The sequence below is a fragment of the Rugosimonospora africana genome (assembly GCF_016862975.1).
In the GTDB taxonomy this organism is placed as follows: domain Bacteria; phylum Actinomycetota; class Actinomycetes; order Mycobacteriales; family Micromonosporaceae; genus Rugosimonospora; species Rugosimonospora africana.
This window is the reverse complement of sequence record NZ_BONZ01000049.1, coordinates 36,324-51,796: the sequence shown is the minus strand read 5'-3', so window position 1 is coordinate 51,796 and position 15,473 is coordinate 36,324. Positions and strand designations below refer to the sequence as shown.

General features: G+C 68.8%; 16 protein-coding genes and 2 tRNA genes. 7 read left to right on the top strand and 11 right to left on the bottom strand.

What is annotated here, in order from left to right; genetic code table 11:
* Position 1: 1 nt before the first annotated feature.
* Positions 2-973, bottom strand: coding sequence for a helix-turn-helix transcriptional regulator (locus Raf01_RS25495; RefSeq protein WP_203920528.1), 972 nt, complete (start codon positions 971-973; stop codon positions 2-4).
* 138 nt (positions 974-1,111) lie between these two features.
* Here Raf01_RS25495 and Raf01_RS25490 point away from each other — a divergent pair, with 138 nt between their 5' ends.
* Entirely contained in the window at positions 1,112-2,218 is a 1,107-nt protein-coding gene (locus tag Raf01_RS25490; RefSeq protein WP_203920655.1) for an epoxide hydrolase family protein, read from the top strand.
* Positions 2,219-2,377: 159 nt separating this feature from the next.
* Entirely contained in the window at positions 2,378-3,121 is a 744-nt protein-coding gene (locus Raf01_RS25485) for a hypothetical protein (protein WP_203920527.1), read from the top strand.
* A gap of 103 nt (positions 3,122-3,224) precedes the next feature.
* Here the strand turns inward: Raf01_RS25485 and Raf01_RS25480 are convergent, their stop codons facing one another.
* A complete protein-coding gene (locus tag Raf01_RS25480) occupies positions 3,225-4,259 on the bottom strand; it encodes a saccharopine dehydrogenase family protein (RefSeq protein ID WP_203920526.1) in 1,035 nt (344 codons plus the stop codon).
* A gap of 148 nt (positions 4,260-4,407) precedes the next feature.
* Here Raf01_RS25480 and Raf01_RS25475 point away from each other — a divergent pair, with 148 nt between their 5' ends.
* Positions 4,408-5,355 carry a helix-turn-helix domain-containing protein gene (locus tag Raf01_RS25475; RefSeq protein WP_203920525.1) on the top strand — a complete coding sequence of 316 codons (948 nt, stop codon included), beginning with the start codon at positions 4,408-4,410 and terminating at the stop codon, positions 5,353-5,355.
* Positions 5,356-5,406: 51 nt separating this feature from the next.
* On the opposite strand, the gene Raf01_RS25470 is transcribed toward Raf01_RS25475, so the two are convergent.
* Positions 5,407-6,252: a helix-turn-helix transcriptional regulator gene (locus Raf01_RS25470; protein ID WP_203920524.1), complete on the bottom strand. Its 846-nt coding sequence runs from the start codon at positions 6,250-6,252 to the stop codon at positions 5,407-5,409.
* A 117-nt stretch (positions 6,253-6,369) separates the two neighbouring features.
* On the opposite strand from Raf01_RS25470, the gene Raf01_RS25465 reads away from it, so the two are divergent.
* Entirely contained in the window at positions 6,370-7,200 is an 831-nt protein-coding gene (locus Raf01_RS25465) for an SDR family NAD(P)-dependent oxidoreductase (protein ID WP_203920523.1), read from the top strand.
* 59 nt (positions 7,201-7,259) lie between these two features.
* Here Raf01_RS25465 and Raf01_RS25460 read toward each other — a convergent pair whose 3' ends face one another.
* The gene (locus Raf01_RS25460) at positions 7,260-7,757 is read right to left on the bottom strand and encodes a hypothetical protein (protein WP_203920522.1); all 498 of its coding nucleotides are present in this window, start codon (positions 7,755-7,757) and stop codon (positions 7,260-7,262) included.
* Between the two features lie 82 nt (positions 7,758-7,839).
* Entirely contained in the window at positions 7,840-9,075 is a 1,236-nt protein-coding gene (locus Raf01_RS25455) for a DUF2786 domain-containing protein (protein WP_308442667.1), read from the bottom strand.
* A 291-nt stretch (positions 9,076-9,366) separates the two neighbouring features.
* Here Raf01_RS25455 and Raf01_RS25450 point away from each other — a divergent pair, with 291 nt between their 5' ends.
* Positions 9,367-9,561: a hypothetical protein gene (locus tag Raf01_RS25450; RefSeq protein ID WP_203920520.1), complete on the top strand. Its 195-nt coding sequence runs from the start codon at positions 9,367-9,369 to the stop codon at positions 9,559-9,561.
* 114 nt (positions 9,562-9,675) lie between these two features.
* A complete protein-coding gene (locus Raf01_RS25445; RefSeq protein ID WP_203920519.1) occupies positions 9,676-10,485 on the top strand; it encodes a hypothetical protein in 810 nt (269 codons plus the stop codon).
* Positions 10,486-10,553: 68 nt separating this feature from the next.
* Here the strand turns inward: Raf01_RS25445 and Raf01_RS25440 are convergent.
* Positions 10,554-10,630, bottom strand: a tRNA-Ile gene (locus Raf01_RS25440).
* 182 nt (positions 10,631-10,812) lie between these two features.
* A tRNA-Asn gene (locus Raf01_RS25435) sits at positions 10,813-10,888 on the bottom strand.
* A gap of 369 nt (positions 10,889-11,257) precedes the next feature.
* Between Raf01_RS25435 and Raf01_RS25430 the strand changes: the two genes are divergently transcribed.
* The gene (locus Raf01_RS25430; RefSeq protein ID WP_203920518.1) at positions 11,258-11,575 is read left to right on the top strand and encodes a hypothetical protein; all 318 of its coding nucleotides are present in this window, start codon (positions 11,258-11,260) and stop codon (positions 11,573-11,575) included.
* A 174-nt stretch (positions 11,576-11,749) separates the two neighbouring features.
* On the opposite strand, the gene Raf01_RS25425 is transcribed toward Raf01_RS25430, so the two are convergent.
* The 4 genes from Raf01_RS25425 to Raf01_RS25410 are packed head-to-tail and all read right to left on the bottom strand — an operon-like array spanning position 11,750 to position 15,345.
* A complete protein-coding gene (locus Raf01_RS25425; protein WP_203920517.1) occupies positions 11,750-12,832 on the bottom strand; it encodes a ThuA domain-containing protein in 1,083 nt (360 codons plus the stop codon).
* Positions 12,829-13,647, bottom strand: coding sequence for an ABC transporter permease (locus Raf01_RS25420; protein ID WP_203920516.1), 819 nt, complete (start codon positions 13,645-13,647; stop codon positions 12,829-12,831). Before Raf01_RS25420 ends, Raf01_RS25425 begins: the two co-directional genes overlap by 4 nt.
* A 12-nt stretch (positions 13,648-13,659) precedes the next feature.
* Positions 13,660-14,430, bottom strand: coding sequence for an ABC transporter permease (locus Raf01_RS25415; protein WP_203920515.1), 771 nt, complete (start codon positions 14,428-14,430; stop codon positions 13,660-13,662).
* The gene (locus Raf01_RS25410) at positions 14,431-15,345 is read right to left on the bottom strand and encodes an ABC transporter ATP-binding protein (protein ID WP_203920654.1); all 915 of its coding nucleotides are present in this window, start codon (positions 15,343-15,345) and stop codon (positions 14,431-14,433) included.
* Between the last annotated feature and the right edge of the window lie 128 nt (positions 15,346-15,473).

Genomic DNA, 15,473 nt, shown 5'->3' with positions numbered 1-15,473 from the left:
GCTAGTCCCCACCCGGCAGCGGCTGGATCGCGTGGCCCATCCGGGCGTGCAGCGTCCGGAACTGCTCGACGAGTTCGGCCGGCTCGTGCACGGTGAAGTCGAAGCCGAGCAGGGCCACGTGCAGGGCGAGTCCGTCCAGCGAGTTGGAGCCGGCGCGCAGCGTGCACTTGTCGTCATCGACGGCCTCGACCACCCCCGCCTCGGGCGTGACGCGTTGGGCGACCTGCGCCGCTGGGGCGTACACGGTGAACCGCGCCTGGTAGCGGTACCGGCCGACGCCGACCGACCAGGACGCGTATGCGCCGATGTCGTCCGACGGCGGTACCCGCGGCGTGAACCGCGGTCCGGCCGGAGTCCACGGCCGCAGCCGGTCCACCCGGAACGTACGCCAGTCCGCCCGGTCGAGGTCGTAGGCCACCAGGTACCAGCGGCGCCCGGCGTGTACCAGCCGGTGCGGCTCCACCGTCCGCATGCTGTCGGTACCGTCGTGGCTGCGATAGTCGATCCGCAACCGCTGATGATCGCGGCAGGCGGCGGCGATCGTGGTCAGCAGGTCCGCCGATACCTCCGCGCCGGGCTGGTGCTGCGCCACCGTGACAGCGCCCAGCGTCGCGACCCGGTGCCGCAGCCGCGAAGGCAGGATCTGCTCCAGTTTCGCCAGGGCACGCAGCGACGTGTCCTCGATGCCCGCCACCGTGCCGCTCGCCGCGGTGCGCAATCCCACCGCGACCGCGACCGCCTCGTCGTCATCGAGCAGCAGCGGCGGCATGACTGCGCCGGCACCCAGCCGGTACCGGCCGGTGTTACCCGTCGTCGCGTGCACGGGGTAGCCCAGCTCTCGCAGCCGTTCGACGTCCCGGCGCACGGTACGCACCGTGACGCCCAACTTGTCCGCCAGCCGCGGACCGGGCCACTCCCGGTGCTGCTGCAGCAACGACAGCAGCCGGAGCAATCGAGCGGACGTTTCCAGCATGCTCCCATTGTGCCCGGCAACCAGGACCGAACCTGACCTCGTTGGCTGACAGGCTTGCTCCCGAAGGCAGTCAGACGAAGGAGTTCTTCCATGGGCACCGAAATGGACAACCAGATGGGCAAAGAGATAGGCACCGAGATCAGGCCGTTCCGCGTCGACATCCCGCAGGAGGCTCTGGACGACCTGCGGCGGCGGCTGGCCGATGTGCGCTGGCCCAGCCAGGTCCCGGATGTCGGTTGGAGCCGCGGCGTGCCCGTGCCGCACCTGAAGGACCTGGTCGAGTACTGGACGACGAAGTACGACTGGCGCGGGTTCGAGGAGCGGATCAACCAGTACCCGCAGTTCACCACGCGGATCGACGGGCAGGACATCCACTTCCTGCACGTCCGTTCGCCTCACGAAGGCGCGTTCCCGCTGCTCCTCGCGCACGGCTGGCCGGGGTCGGTCGCCGAGTTCCTGGAGGTGATCGAGCCGCTGACCCACCCAGATGACCCCGCCGACGCCTATCACCTGGTGATCCCGTCGCACCCCAACTTCGGGTTCACCGGTCCGGCCGCGGCCGGCTGGGACGCCCGCCGCATCGCCACCGCGTATGCGGAGCTGATGGCCCGGCTCGGCTACCAGCGGTACGGGGCGCAGGGCGGCGACTTCGGCGCGTTCGTGGCCCCCGACCTCGGCCGGGTCGACCCGGAACACGTCGCCGGCGTACACGTCAACGCGGCGACCGTCGGTTTCATCCCGCTCGGCGGAGTGCCGGAGGACGCGGTACTCACCGACGCCGAGAAAGTCCGGCTGGAGCGGATGAACCGGTTCCTGGGCGACGGTGACGGCTACTTCAAGATCCAGGCGACGCGTCCGCACACGCTCGGATTCGGCCTCGCCGACTCCCCGGTCGCGCAACTCGCCTGGATCGGCGAGAAGTTCCACGACTGGGCCTACCCGGCCGGCTCGGTCGGACCCGACCAGGTCCTCACCCACGCGATGATCTACTGGCTGACCAACACCGGCGCGTCGTCAGCCCAGATGTACTACGAGTCCATGCACACCACGAACTGGCCGACCCCGTCGCGCGTACCCACCGGGGTGGCGAACTTCGCCGAGGACATCGCCATCCGCCAGTTCGCCGAACCGCTCAACAACATCACCCACTGGGCGGAGTACGAGCAAGGCGGCCACTTCGCCGCGCTCGAAGTCCCCGACCTGTTCGTGGCCGAACTCAAGACGTTCTTCCGTACCGTTCGCTGACCGTTGACCGACCGCCCGGTTTCCGACCGGGCGGTCGGTCTTCCCCGTTCGGGTCGGGTCAGCCCTCCGCATCCCCGAAACGTCAGCCGAGCTCACGAAATTCGGCCATGCTCGGACTCGTCAGCCACCCCTCACGCTGTCCAAGCCCGTGGAGGGGACATGGCATCGACCCGAGCACGTCGGACCTGGGTCTCGGTAGCGGTCGGCGGCCTGATCGCCATGGCCGCGATCGCACCGGACGTGGCCGCCGCTCCGTCGCTTCCCCGTACGACCCTGGCGCTTCCCCGTACGACCCTGGCCAGCGGCACCGTTCCGGTCAAGCCTGAAGAGCCGCGTCCTCCGCTGCTTCCGGCCGACTTCCAGGCGACGGGCCGGTACATCGTCCGCGACCTCGGCATCGACGTCCCGTTCACCTGGCAGGGGCGGAACGGCGACAGTCAGATGACCGCCGGAGGACCGGAGTACCCGATCTGGTTCACCAACCTGATCTTCCACAACACGCTCTACACGCTGACCTACAAGTGGCCGAACATCCCGCTTTTCCCGCCGCGCCGGTGCGACTCGCTGGGTTTCTTCAACCGCCAGATATTGAACGACAAGCTGAAGACCTCACGGTTCGTCGGACCGGAGATCCTGCAGGGAAACAAGGACCGGTACGTCAATCACTGGCGGGTCGGAGTCGTGGTGGGCTCCACCCGGCCGGGCGAGTTCCCCCGGCTCCCGATCGGCCAGGCCGACGTGTACGTCGACCAGCGGGATCCGAGCCAGTGGGTACAGGTGCTGCACTTCGGTCTCCAGAACCTGTTCGATCCGGAGCTGGACGAGTGGTTCACGCTGGCCACGTTCGACCGCCGCCCCGGCCAGGTCACGCTTCCCGACAGGTGTCCGCCTCCCACGTCCTGAGCCGCGTGCCGTCGCAGGCCCGGGCTCCCGGACGATCCCCGGTGATCCTCCCGGCTATCCGCCGTCTCCACCGGCCGGCGTGTCGCGCCGGCCCCGGGCGCGGCTACCTTCCGCCGCCGGCATCGCAATCGAACGAGAGGTGCGCCGACAGGCAGCGCAGGAAGTCCGGTGCGTCGAAGGCCGCGCCGGCGGAGACCACACCGATCCCCTTGCTCTGCCCCGTGAGTAGGCGGTGCACCGCCTCCACGGCGAGCGGAGCGCTGATGGCGTAGATGTCCTGACCGCCCGCCGTGGCACGCCTTCGCACGCCATCGGCTGTCACGACGACATCGACGAGGAACGTCTGCGACGACCGCCCGCGAGCGTCGACCGCCGTGGGTGCGGGTGTGTCCGGAGCCGACAGGTCCCTGGTCGCCTCGACCGTCAGCTGAGTCCGCACCTCGGGGATCGACAGGTGACTGGGGATGGTCACGACATCCGCCATCGAGAACTCTCCGACAACGGTCCGCGCGCCCACCGGCGCGGGGAAGTGCCACTGAAAAGTCGGCAGCTCCTCGTCGTGGTACTCCAGGCGCCCGCCGGTGTAGCGAACCCGCCGCCCGTTGCGGCGTTGCCGGGAGACCGTGCCCGCGGCGCGGGTACTGGCCGTGGGGTGCCAGCTGCTCAGCGCGTACGCGACGTGTGCCTCATCGGCCGCCACCCAGTCCCCCATCGCCGCCGTGGCGAGCAGGTCTCCGAGACCACCGAAGAAGGCCATCGCCGGGACGACAACCGTACGCGCGGCACGGGCGCGGTCGGCAAAACCCGCGAACGTGTCCACATTGGCCTCGATCTCCGCCGCCACGTCCACGTACGGAATCCCCGCGCGCAGCGCCGCCTCCACCACCGGGGCGGCTGTGGCGGCGAACGGCCCGGCGCAGTTGATGACGGCCGCCGCGCCGGCCACTGCCCGGTCGAGCGAAGCCGGATCGTCGACCGACGCCGGCCGGACGCCAAGCCCCGTGCCGGCCGCCATCTCCCACAGCTTCTCCGGGTCGCGGCCTGAGAGAATCGGGACGTACCCGCGATCCCGGAGTTCCGCCACTACAAACCGTCCGGTGTGCCCGTACGCGCCGAACACAGCCACCGTGTCACCCATTTCAGCTCTCCCACCCGTGCGACTGGTCTGGCTCGGCGCCTGGCGCCACGACCCGGACCAGTCGTCGAACCATTCACAGCTGACATCGTCGCGACCCCGGCCGCCCCCCGCGAGTGTCTGGAACGCCACGGTGCATACAATTTCGGACATGGGTACCGTCGCGCTCGCCGTCACCGACGGCATGCTGCACTTCGAACTGGCCGTGGCGTGCGAGGTCTTCGGCAACCCGCCACCCGGCCTGGCCGACAGGTGGTACGACGTCTCGCTCTGCGGCTCGGACGCGGTCGCTGTCGGCCGGTTCCGGCTGGAACCCGACACCGGCCTGGACCGGCTCGCCCGCGCCGACACAGTGATCGTGCCCGCGTGCGCGGACGTCGACGAAGACCCGCCCACCGACCTCGTCGACGCGGTACGGGCGGCCCACGACGCCGGCGCCCGGGTGGCCTCGCTCTGCACGGGAGCGTTCGTGCTGGCCGCCGCCGGACTGCTGGACGGGCTGCGTGCCACCACACACTGGGCGCACACCGACGTCCTGGCCGCTCAGTACCCGCGGGTCAAGGTCGACCCGGACGTGCTGTACGTCGACAACGGCCGGGTGCTCACCTCCGCCGGCAAGGCCGCCGCGATGGACCTTTGCCTGCATCTGGTACGCCTCGACCACGGCTCAGCCATCGCCAACGCGGTCGCACGCCGCCTGGTCGTGCCGCCGCACCGATCGGGCGGCCAGGCCCAGTTCGTCACCACCCCGATGCCCGCCCCTCACAACCACCCGCTCGCCGAGCTGATCCCTTGGGCGATCGACCGGCTGGACCAGCCCCTGACCGTCGAAGAACTGGCCCGCCAGGCCAAAATGAGCTCCCGCAACCTCGGCCGTCACTTCAGATCGGTGACCGGTACGACCCCGCTGCAGTGGCTGCTGACCCAACGAATCCGCCGCGCTCAGGAACTCTTGGAGACCACCGACGACAACGTCGACACCATCGCTTCGGCCACCGGCATGGGCACCGCCACAACGCTGCGCCGGCACTTCCACCGCACCGTGGGCGTACCCCCGGACACCTACCGCCGCACCTTCCGCAGCACGCGCGGCAACTAGCCTCCGTCTTTCGTCAGGGACTCGAAACCCACCCAAAACTTGTCGTGGCGTTCAGCTTGTCGCGATGCCCAGCGAATCGTGGGCCAGGGCCAGTAGCGTGAGCCGCTCGGTGGTAGGGGTTCCAGGCCGCGGCGAGAAGACGGCAAGGATGTGCGAGCGTTCCTCGCCGACGAGGTACTGGCAGTCGAATTCCAGCAGTCCTACTTCGGGATGCCGGACCCGTTTGAGGCGCCGGCGCAGCACGGCGACGTCGTGCAGCTTCCAGAGCGCGGCGAATTCGGGACTCTCGGCCAGTAGGCGTGAGACCAGCGACTGCGCGGGAGCATCACCGCGGCGTGTCACTGCGGCACGCAGATCGGCGACCAGCGCACGGGACTCTGCGGCGTAGTCCTCGACAGGGTAGCCGCCCCGTGCGGAGGGCTCGCGGAACCAGCGGTAGATGAAACTTGCCTCCGGCCCGGTGCCACCGGCGTGAGGACCGAAGACGGCGCGCGCCAAGTTGTTCTGTACGAGGATCTCGCCGAGATCGGTCATGACCTGAGCCGGGATGTCGGTCAGCGCGTCGAGGACACTGAGCAATGCCGCGTCGACATGCCGATCGTCTGTGTGGCGTTCGGGAATACGGTGACCAGTGAGCCGGTAGAGGTGGTCACGTTCGTCTCGGCTCAGCCGTAACGCCCGAGTCAGCGAACGGAGAACGGGCTCGGATGGCACGGCGGTCGCCCTCTGCTGCTCGAGCCGGGTGTAGTAGTCGGTCGAGATTCCGGCCAGAGCGGCGACTTCTTCGCGTCGTAGGCCGGGGGTCCGTCGCCGGCCGGCCGCCGGGAGGCCGACCTCGCCGGGGCTCAACGCGTGCCGGCGAATCTTCAGGAACTCTGCCAGCAGGGGGGCATTCACATCTGCAGTGTGCGCGCCCGCATGCCCGTTTGGCAGAGTTAAGCTCACTCTGCCAAGGCCGTCGGGAAGACCGCAGGCTGGATCACGACCGATCCGACTGATCTTGGGAGCACCACCATGTCCACCTGGTTCCTCACCGGCGCGTCCCGCGGGCTCGGCGCCTACTGGGCCGAAGCCATCCTGGAACGCGGCGACAACCTCGCCGCCACGGCGCGCGACGCCGCGACGCTGAACCCGCTGACCGACCGCTATGGCGAACGGGTGCTCGCGCTCGAACTGGACGTCACCGACCGGGCTGCCGTCGATGCCGCGGTCAATCGGGTCGAGCAGCGCTTCGGCGGCATTGACCTGCTGGTCAACAACGCCGGGCACATGCTTGTCGGGGCGGTGGAGGAAGTCAGCGCCGATCAGGCCCGTGCGCAAATGGACGTCAACTACTTCGGCGCGCTGTGGACCACCCGAGCCGTGCTGCCCGGCATGCGTCGGCGTCGCCGTGGCCGGATCATGCAGGTTTCCTCGCTTGGGGGCCTGGTTGCCTATCCGGCGTTGGGCATCTACCAGGCGTCGAAATGGGCACTCGAAGCGATGAGCCAGGCGCTGGCCGCTGAGGTCGCCGCCTATGACATCCACGTCACCCTGATCGAACCGATCATCTTCCCTACCGGCCTGGCCGCCGCCTCACCACAGGCCACGCCAAACCCCGCATACGCACATGCCCGTGAAGCCCTCTACGCAGGCTCGGCCAGCTCCGGGTTCACCCCCGGAGACCCCGCCGCCACCGCGCAAGCGATCCTCGCACTCGCCGATACCCCGAATCCGCCCCTGCGAGTGCTGTTCGGCACCAACGGACTCGACGCGCTGCGAACCGAGTACGCCGGCCGCCTCGCCGGACTTGAGAAGTGGGACCACCTCTCCCGCCTCGCCCAAGGCGACCCAGCTAAGAAGTGACCTGACCGGCGGGACGCCGCCGCTGACCCGCCAACTCCGGCGGGTCAGCGAGGCTAGGTTCAGGAACTGCGTTCGAGTTCGGCCGGAACGTCGTCCGCCGGTTGTTCATTCATCAATCCGGGCGAAGGCGAGCCCTCGATCGCGTTTCCCTTGGTGTCGCGGGGGACCTTTCGCAGGTACATCGGAAGGATGGCGAGCCCGGCCACCAACAACACGATTGCCGGTATCAAGAAGAGGCGCCACAAGCCGTCGTTGAATATTCCGAGGGCACCGAACCCGGCACCAACGCCGATGAAGACCGCCGAGCCGACGAGGCCGTCTCTGTCCCGCCTGCCAACGATCTCCGATCGGACCAGGCTGGCGAGACGCCGCTCGATGTCGTCGGCGAACAGTTGCCGGCTGGGGCTGGTCTCCGGTATGAGCCGCAGGAGTTCGAGGTCTCGTCGAAGCTGTTCCGCCCGCTGGGACCGCCTCCGGCCGATCCGGACGGCCGGGACGGTAGCGGCAACAAGTCCGAGGATGGCAATGACGAGCTGGCTCGTCGTCTCGGTGGTCATGGCGTTGAACTTAAGCGATGAGTGCCTGCGTCGAAGCCCCTCGGCGGACGACTCAGAGTCATCGCCGAGTTCGAGCAGCCGATCACTCCTGTGCGACCGCTTGCCGGCCGTGCAGCGAAGCCCGGTCGGCCGCTGCCCGGCCGGACGCCCAGCCCTCCCGGTTGTTGATCGCGGCGGCCTGGTGCGTCAGTTCGGGGAACTGCTTCTCAAAGGCATCGCGTACCGCGTCGTCGCGCGCGGCGAGCACAGGCAGCAGTTGGGCGGCCCCCACCGACGCGGTCATCTCCCGGTCGACCTCCTCGGTCGCGGTATCCAGCCGTTCCCCGATCCGCGAGGCGTACGCGGTCAGGAATGACTGCCGGAACGAGCGGGTGGTGTTGCGCCCATACCTGTCCGCGCTCGGCTTGGCCTGCGTCATCGCCCTCGTCGCCTGCACGAGCAACGAGGTGAACAGCAATTCGGTCGAATCCAGATCGGCCGGGAAGCCGACGATGGTGGTGAAGCCGAACCGCTTCGTCCACACCGCCCGGCAGCTGTTGGCCTCCGCGACGACCTGCAGCAGCAGCGACTTCGGCGCCTCGTACGGATTGTCGACGCCCACCCTGCGGGTACGCGGCTGGTCGCGTTCGCCCGTCGTAGCGGCGAGCAGGGCGTGATCGATGCGATGACGGGCCATCAACTCCTGCGCCTTCGCCGTGAACGCGTCGGCCTCCTCCGGAAACTCGGTGGACTCCGCCTTGGCCAGCAACGCCCGGACCCGATGGAGCATCCGCTGATCGAGGTCGGCGGGCGGCGTCGCCCCAGCCGGTACGGCAGCGCCCGGCATCGGGCCGACCTTCTCGATCGGCGGCAACGTCGCGAGACGGTGAAGCACCTCGATCACGGTGGCGATCGCCCCGGCGCGGTCGAGCCCCTGCCGATCGCCCCAGACACTCACGTAGTGGTCGTCGTGCTCCCACCACACCTGCGCGTCGAGGGCAGCCAACTGCGACTGCCACCGCTGATCGACGGTCGCACTGGAATAGCTGCGCATCTGCGCCGCGATGGCATCGACCAAGAGCCGACCGTGACGCGTTGCGTACTCGCGGCGAGCCACCCGTACCAGTTCAGCCGGCTGCCAACCGTCCCGCCAAGCGTGCTCGACCTCGCGGAGCAGGCGAGTCAACAAGGTCCGGTTGACGACTTGGATGCCGGTAGCACCGCCGGGACCGGCGGCCAGCAGGGCACAGCACTGGTCGAGCTCGGCCAGATCTGCGCGGTGCTGGGCGCGGACCGCCTGGTCGATGATCTGTTCCGCGAGCTGACGCTGCGACGGAATGTTGGGTGCCTCGAACAGGCCCAACGGGTCCTCGGGACTGTGTGTCCCGGCAGCCCTTCGACGCTGACTCGCCGCGGCGGCCTTCCGCTTGACCTTGTGCCGTTCACGGCTGTTCTTGCCCATGCGTTCCCCCGCCCGACCCGACGCCACCGGAGCACAGACGTTACCAACCGGACCGCCGGGCAGCAGCCCACAACGACGGTGGCCGGCCTTCGGTTGCTGTACCTCGCTGCTGCGCTGTTCCGGCCTAGCCACTCGCGGACCGTTTGGTCTGCCTCCTATGCTGACCTTGTGTTCGAGCGCATAGGTCGTTTCGCGGTCGCTGTGTTGATTCTGCAGGCATTGGTTGCGCTGGCCTTGCTCATCGTGCCGCTGTTCCTTCACGACAGTTGGAGCGTCCGCGTGCCGATGGAACTCGTTGGGGTTCTCGCGGCCGGCGTCTGGTGGCGGAATGTGCAAACTTTCAGACGCGCCAACCACCGTTAGCCAGCCGGCCGGCTACTGGCAATCATCAGAGCCCGGCAATGTCGGCGCAACTTGGTGCCTCTCTGGCAGCAGTACGACGGTGTCACCCACGTCCCGAGACTGACTGGAGACGAGATGACCGATGCGAGACAGTGGATCCACGGGCTTGGTCCCGAACTGGCCGTGCAGGCACGACTCCTCGATCGGCTGCTTACCGCCGTAGAAGCCGATGCCCGATGGGAGTGGCTGGAGTTGGGTTGCTCTGTTGCCGAGGGGCGCGGAGACGAACTCTCCGACCTCGACGTCGGGCTGGGCCACATCGGTGACGATTCGCCACCCATCGATGACGTCACCAACATGCTTCGCGGGTTCGGCGACGTCGTCGACCTGTCGGCCCAACCCTGGGACGGCGTCCACCGTTGGTGGGTCCAGTACGCCGACGGTGGACAGATCGACCTCGTCGTCTTGCCTGCGGCCATTCGGTCCGGAAAGGCACCACGCAGTGTCGCTCTCCTTGACCGGCGCGGTCGGCTGGCGACGACTTTCACCCCGAGAAAATGGGCCGCCGCACCAGATGATCCTCATCGCTGGCTATTGGACGGCTGGGAGGCACTGAGCAACGTAGCCAAGTATCTGCGACGCGCCTCCCTACTTGAGGGGATCGAGCAGATACACCGAGGCCGCACACGCGTGCTACAGCTATGGGCCGTCGGCGAGGGAGTCCCCTATCCTGAGTTCGGGCTCACCAGCCTGCTCGATGATGCTGACGCGCAGCTGCCGCCCGATATCGAGGCGACCTACCCGTCCCCGGATCCCGCTGGAGTGCTGAGCGCCGCGCTGGCGACGGCGACGCTGCTGTACCGGGCCGGTCATCACGCTCAGCCGGAACTCGACACCCCGCTGCGCCACTTCGTCACCACACGACTGCAAACCCTCAACGCCTAGCCCGGCTGACCGGCTCGGCGGACTGGCGCGGATTCGCCTTGGGTCGTCGGCGTCCCGAAATAGGGCATTGGTGGGGCGGACGGGACTCGAACCCGTGACCGATGGATTATGAGTCCACTGCTCTAACCTGCTGAGCTACCGCCCCGGCACCGCCAGCTTACCCAGCGGCCTCGAAAGATCCTTGAACCACCGGCGCGTGCCACGCGGAACAGCGGCTCACGCCGGCCCCTTACCCACCGGCCGCACGCCGCCGACCGGTTGCCGGCCAGAACGACGGCCGGGCGACCCGAAAACGGCGAAGCCCACCACTGTGGGCGGGCGACGACCTGGCTCCCCCGTTTGGACTCGAACCAAAAACCTACCGGTTAACAGCCGGTTGCTCTGCCAATTGAGCTACGGGGGACCGCATGCGTCGCTCCGGTGATCACAGCCTCCCGGGGCGACGCCGACTAGAGTACAGGATCCTCGGCCCTTTCACGCCACCGGGTTTTCCCGCCAGGTCGGGCCGCCTGGACTCCGCCGGGCCCGGCGCCGCCGCCCCAGCTCACAAGGGCTGCCGGCGACCACCGAAGATCCGCCACGCCGGCACGAGGCGACCACCGAAGACCCGCCATGCCGGCGAGAGATGATCTGTAGGCAGGGGAAATCGACATACTCCCACCGGTTTCGCCAGTGAGGCGGCAGGATACATAGAGGTAGAGGACAACACGGCATCGACAGGACGTACGGGCATGATCACGTCGTACGTTGAGTCCGATTGGAGGGATCCGCCATGCGCGGAAAGGTGATGTTCCTCGGCGGTCTCGCCGCGGGCTTCGTCCTTGGCAGCCGGGCCGGCCGCCAGGCATATGACGAGCTGGTCCGCACTGCCCGCAAGGTGAAGGACAGCCCCAGCGTTCAAGAGGCCGCGGGTGTGGTCCAGGCGCAGGCGAGCAAGCTGTACGAGCAGGGCAAAGGCACGGTAACCGACAAGATCAGCAGTACTCGTTTTGGCGACAAGCTCCTGCACCCCAACGGCCACACGATGACCGTCAACGGCGCGCACGCGTCGAGTTCGACCGGCGCCAACCCGACCGGCCCGCTGACCTGATCAGCGGCGCGGCGAGCTGACGCGTTTGATCCCGGGTCGGCCCCAGTGGGGACCGGCCCGGCAAACGCGTCCGCACCGGACGACCCCGCCAAGGCCACGCCCGCGGCGCGACGAGGGCGAGCCGAGCCACCCGGACGAGGCCCTCCCGGGACGGACCGGCCCAATAGAGGCGCGCTACGCCGCTCCTCGGATCCGGATGTCGCGGAAGCCGTCCTCGCCGGACGCTGCCCCGCTCCCCCGCCACTCCCCCGCCGGCCCGAGCCAGACCCGGCCCGCCGGGACACCGCCGTCGACCCGGTGGGTCGGCACGCCGTTCAGGTACACGTCGACCCGGTCCTCGGTGATCGCGATCTCGGTGGTGTTCCACTCGCCGGCGGCGTTGAGCGGTCCGGCCTCGTCCAACCTGATCTCGTGCCCGCCGGATCGCGCCGCGTCCACCGGGTCCACGCTGCCCGGTACGCCGATGCGCGCCGTGAGGCCGGCTCCGGCGTCCCGCCAGCCGAACTTGACCGAGCAGCGCTGGTACGCGTCGGGGCTGTACCAGTCGGCCACGTCCCCGGCCGACAGCGTCAGGTACCCGTGCTCCGGCCGGTCGTCGGCGTACGCCGTGCCGGCCGCGTACCGCAGCCCGCCGAGCAGCACGGCACGGAACGCCGGTTCGACATAGGACTCGACGGTGTGCCCGGCGCCGGTGTAGAAGGCTCGACCGCCCTCGTACCGGTGGCACCAGGTGATCGGGTGATCCTCCCCCATCGTGCCGCCCGAGTATGACGACTCGTCGAGCGTGATCAGCACGTGCGCATCGGAGCGCGGATTGCTGCGGTAGTTGTACAGCTCGTCGACGCGCTCCCAGCGGCGGGGCAGGTGGGCCGTCGCCGGGTGGGACCGGTTTTCCACGTCGAAGCCGGCGGGCTGCACCTCCGGGTGCTTGTCGAAGTATGCGCCGACCAGGCCGCCGTAGTAGGGCCAGTCGTACTCGGTGCCGGCCGCGAGGTGTACGCCGAGGTACCCGCCGCCGTCCGCGACATATCCGCGCAGCGCCGACCTGCCGGCGTCGTCGAACAGCGTGCCGCTGCTGTTCATGAAGACCATGGCTGCATACCGCGCGAGGTTGTCCGGGGTGAACACGGCGGCGTCCTCGGTCGCGTCGACGGCGAACCCGTCGGCCTCCCCCAGTTCGCGCATGGCGACGACGCCGGCCGGGATGCTCTCGTGCCGGTACCCGGTGGTGGCGGAGAAGATCAGCAGTCGACTCATTTGAGCAGCAACCGTCCCATCCGGCGGCCGGCGACGGCCAGCCCGAGGATGCCCATCACCACCAGGTAGGCGGCGTGACCGATGAGGACCGGATGCGGCGAGCCGGTGGTCAGCCCGCGGATCAACTCGACCGCGTGATAGAGCGGGGTCGCTTCGATGAGCAGCCGCACCGCCTCGGGGTATGAACTCACCGGAGCGAAGGTACCGGAGAACAGGAACAGCGCGAACTGCAGCGTGCCCAGCACGTCGAAGTCCTGCCAACTGGTCAGGAACGTGCTCAGCGCCATGCCCAACCCGCCGAACGAGAGGCCGACCAGCAGGCTGGCCGGGAACGCGAGGAGCGCCCAGCCGGCCGAGGTCAGCCCCATCACCACCATGATCACGAGGAACGCGGCGGAGTACAGGGAACCGCGAATCATGGCCCACGTCAGCTCGCCGAGCGCCACCTCCATCGGCCGTACCGGGGTGGCCAGCACCCCGTCGTACAGCTTCATGAACTTCATCTTCCCGAAGAAGTTGAAGGTGGTCTCGGCCAGTGCGCCGCTCATGGCGGACGAGGCGAGCATGGACGGTGCGACGAATACGGCGTAGTCGACCAGCCGGCCGTCGGGCAGGGCCATCTTGTTGACCAGGCCGCCGACGCCGACACCGATGGACAGCAGGTACAGCAGCGGCTCGAAGAAGCCGGAGATGACCACCAGCCAGTACGCCGAGCGCAGCGCGCTGATGTTGCGGCGGGTGACCGCACCGGATCGCTTGACCGAACCGTCGAGCCGGCCGAGAACGCCCGGGCCGAACGAGGTCGCGAGAGCCATGACGGACCTCCTTCAGATCACGAGCCGGCGCCGGAAGGCGCGCAGCGCCAGCCAGAACCCGGCCCCGGCCCAGGCGGCGAGGTAGGCCAGGTGCCCGACGGCGGTGAGGACGGAGACCCCGAAGCCGGGCAGGGTGGCGGCCCGGCACAGCACGACCGCGTGCCACAGCGGCGAGATGTACGCCAACCAGCGCAGCACCTCGGGCAGCCGATCGATCGGGAAGAACACCCCGGCGAACAACGACATCGGGATGACCACGAACCGCATCAGCATCGGGAAGTAGCCGTCCTGGTCGACCCGCGCGGCGAACGCGAAGATCGGGGCGGCGACGGCGATGCCGAGCAGCCCCGCCACCGGTAGCACGGCGATCGCCCACCACGAGTGCACCGCGTGGAACGCCGAGGTCACGGCGAGGAACACCACCGTCGTCGTGAGCAGCCGCAGGAGCAGGAACAGCAGGTCGCCGCCGAGGATGTCGACCACGCGCAGCGGCGTGGCCACCATCGCGTGGTAGGTGCGGATCCACTCGAACTTGCTGAACACCGGGAACGACGACTCGCCGAAGGCCACCTGCAGCGCGGTGGAGGCGAGCATGCCCGGGACGATGAAGTCCAGGTAGTGCACCGGTCCCAGCTGTCCGCCTCGGTCGACGAACGAGCCGACGGACAGCCCGAAGCCGAGGACGAACAGCGTCGGCAGCACGAACGAGGAGAGCACCGAGGCCCGCCAGGTGCGCCGGTATGCCATGAGGTCGGTTTCCAGCACCGACAGGACGGCAGCCATCTAGTCCACCAGGGTCCGGCCGGTCAGGTGCAGGAACACGTCTTCCAGGGTGCTGCGCCGCACCAGCGTGCCGGAAGGGGTCAGTCCGCGCCCGGTGACCGCCTCGGCGGCCTCGTCGCCATCGAACGCGTAGAGCAGGATGCGATCGGGCAGCACCTCGATCCGCTCACCGAGCCCGGCGAGCTTGCCGGCCATGTCCTCCAGGGACGCCGCGCCGAACCGCAGCTCGACGACCTCCCGGGTGGAGTATCGCTCGATCAGCGCCCGCGGCGAGTCCTCCGCGACGATCTTCCCGCCGTCCATCACCACGAGCCGGTCGCACAGCTGCTCGGCCTCGTCCATGTAGTGGGTGGTGAGCACGAGCGTCACGCCCTGCTGCTTGAGCCGGAACAGCCGCTCCCAGACCAGGTGTCGGGCCTGCGGGTCGAGGCCGGTCGTCGGCTCGTCGAGCAGCACGATGTCCGGGTCGTTGACCAGCGCGCGGGCGATGGTCAGCCGTCGCTTCATCCCGCCGGACAGCGGTTCGACCTTGCTGTCGGCGCGCTCAGTGAGCTGGACGAACTCCAGCAGCTCGTCGGCCTTGGCCTTGGCGACGCGCCGCGGGATCCCGAAGAACCGGGCATAGCTGACCAGGTTTTCCTTCACAGACAGCTCGGGATCGAGCGAGTCCTGCTGCGGGCACACGCCCAGCCGTGCCCGGATCCCGGTGCCCTGCCGGCGCGGGTCCATGCCGAGGATGCGCAGCACGCCCCCGGTCGGCTGGGACACGCAGCCGATCATGCGCATGGTCGAACTCTTGCCGGCGCCGTTGGGCCCCAGGAAGCCGAACGACTCCCCGCGCGCGACATCGACGTCGATGCCGTTGACGGCGGTGAAGTCGCCGAAGCGCTTCACCAGCCCGCGGGCGTGGATCATCGGTGCGTCGGGCGCCTGGGCGCCGCCGGTCGCGCCGACGGGGCCTGTCACCTGGTCGGGAGCCGGTCGGGGACGTCTGAAGGGACTCACGTCGCGACCCTAGCCGGCGGGTACGACACTCCCCCATC

What these genes read in the sequence shown, in the direction of transcription:
- Raf01_RS25495 (WP_203920528.1), bottom strand. Translation starts at nt 973, where the DNA reads ATGCTGGAAACGTCCGCTCGATTGCTCCGGCTGCTGTCGTTGCTGCAG.
- Raf01_RS25485 (WP_203920527.1), top strand. Translation starts at nt 2,378, where the DNA reads ATGGCATCGACCCGAGCACGTCGGACCTGGGTCTCGGTAGCGGTCGGC.
- Raf01_RS25480 (WP_203920526.1), bottom strand. Translation starts at nt 4,259, where the DNA reads ATGGGTGACACGGTGGCTGTGTTCGGCGCGTACGGGCACACCGGACGG.
- Raf01_RS25475 (WP_203920525.1), top strand. Translation starts at nt 4,408, where the DNA reads ATGGGTACCGTCGCGCTCGCCGTCACCGACGGCATGCTGCACTTCGAA.
- Raf01_RS25465 (WP_203920523.1), top strand. Translation starts at nt 6,370, where the DNA reads ATGTCCACCTGGTTCCTCACCGGCGCGTCCCGCGGGCTCGGCGCCTAC.
- Raf01_RS25460 (WP_203920522.1), bottom strand. Translation starts at nt 7,757, where the DNA reads ATGACCACCGAGACGACGAGCCAGCTCGTCATTGCCATCCTCGGACTT.
- Raf01_RS25445 (WP_203920519.1), top strand. Translation starts at nt 9,676, where the DNA reads ATGACCGATGCGAGACAGTGGATCCACGGGCTTGGTCCCGAACTGGCC.
- Raf01_RS25430 (WP_203920518.1), top strand. Translation starts at nt 11,258, where the DNA reads ATGCGCGGAAAGGTGATGTTCCTCGGCGGTCTCGCCGCGGGCTTCGTC.
- Raf01_RS25425 (WP_203920517.1), bottom strand. Translation starts at nt 12,832, where the DNA reads ATGAGTCGACTGCTGATCTTCTCCGCCACCACCGGGTACCGGCACGAG.
- Raf01_RS25420 (WP_203920516.1), bottom strand. Translation starts at nt 13,647, where the DNA reads ATGGCTCTCGCGACCTCGTTCGGCCCGGGCGTTCTCGGCCGGCTCGAC.
- Raf01_RS25415 (WP_203920515.1), bottom strand. Translation starts at nt 14,430, where the DNA reads ATGGCTGCCGTCCTGTCGGTGCTGGAAACCGACCTCATGGCATACCGG.
- Raf01_RS25410 (WP_203920654.1), bottom strand. Translation starts at nt 15,345, where the DNA reads ATGATCCACGCCCGCGGGCTGGTGAAGCGCTTCGGCGACTTCACCGCC.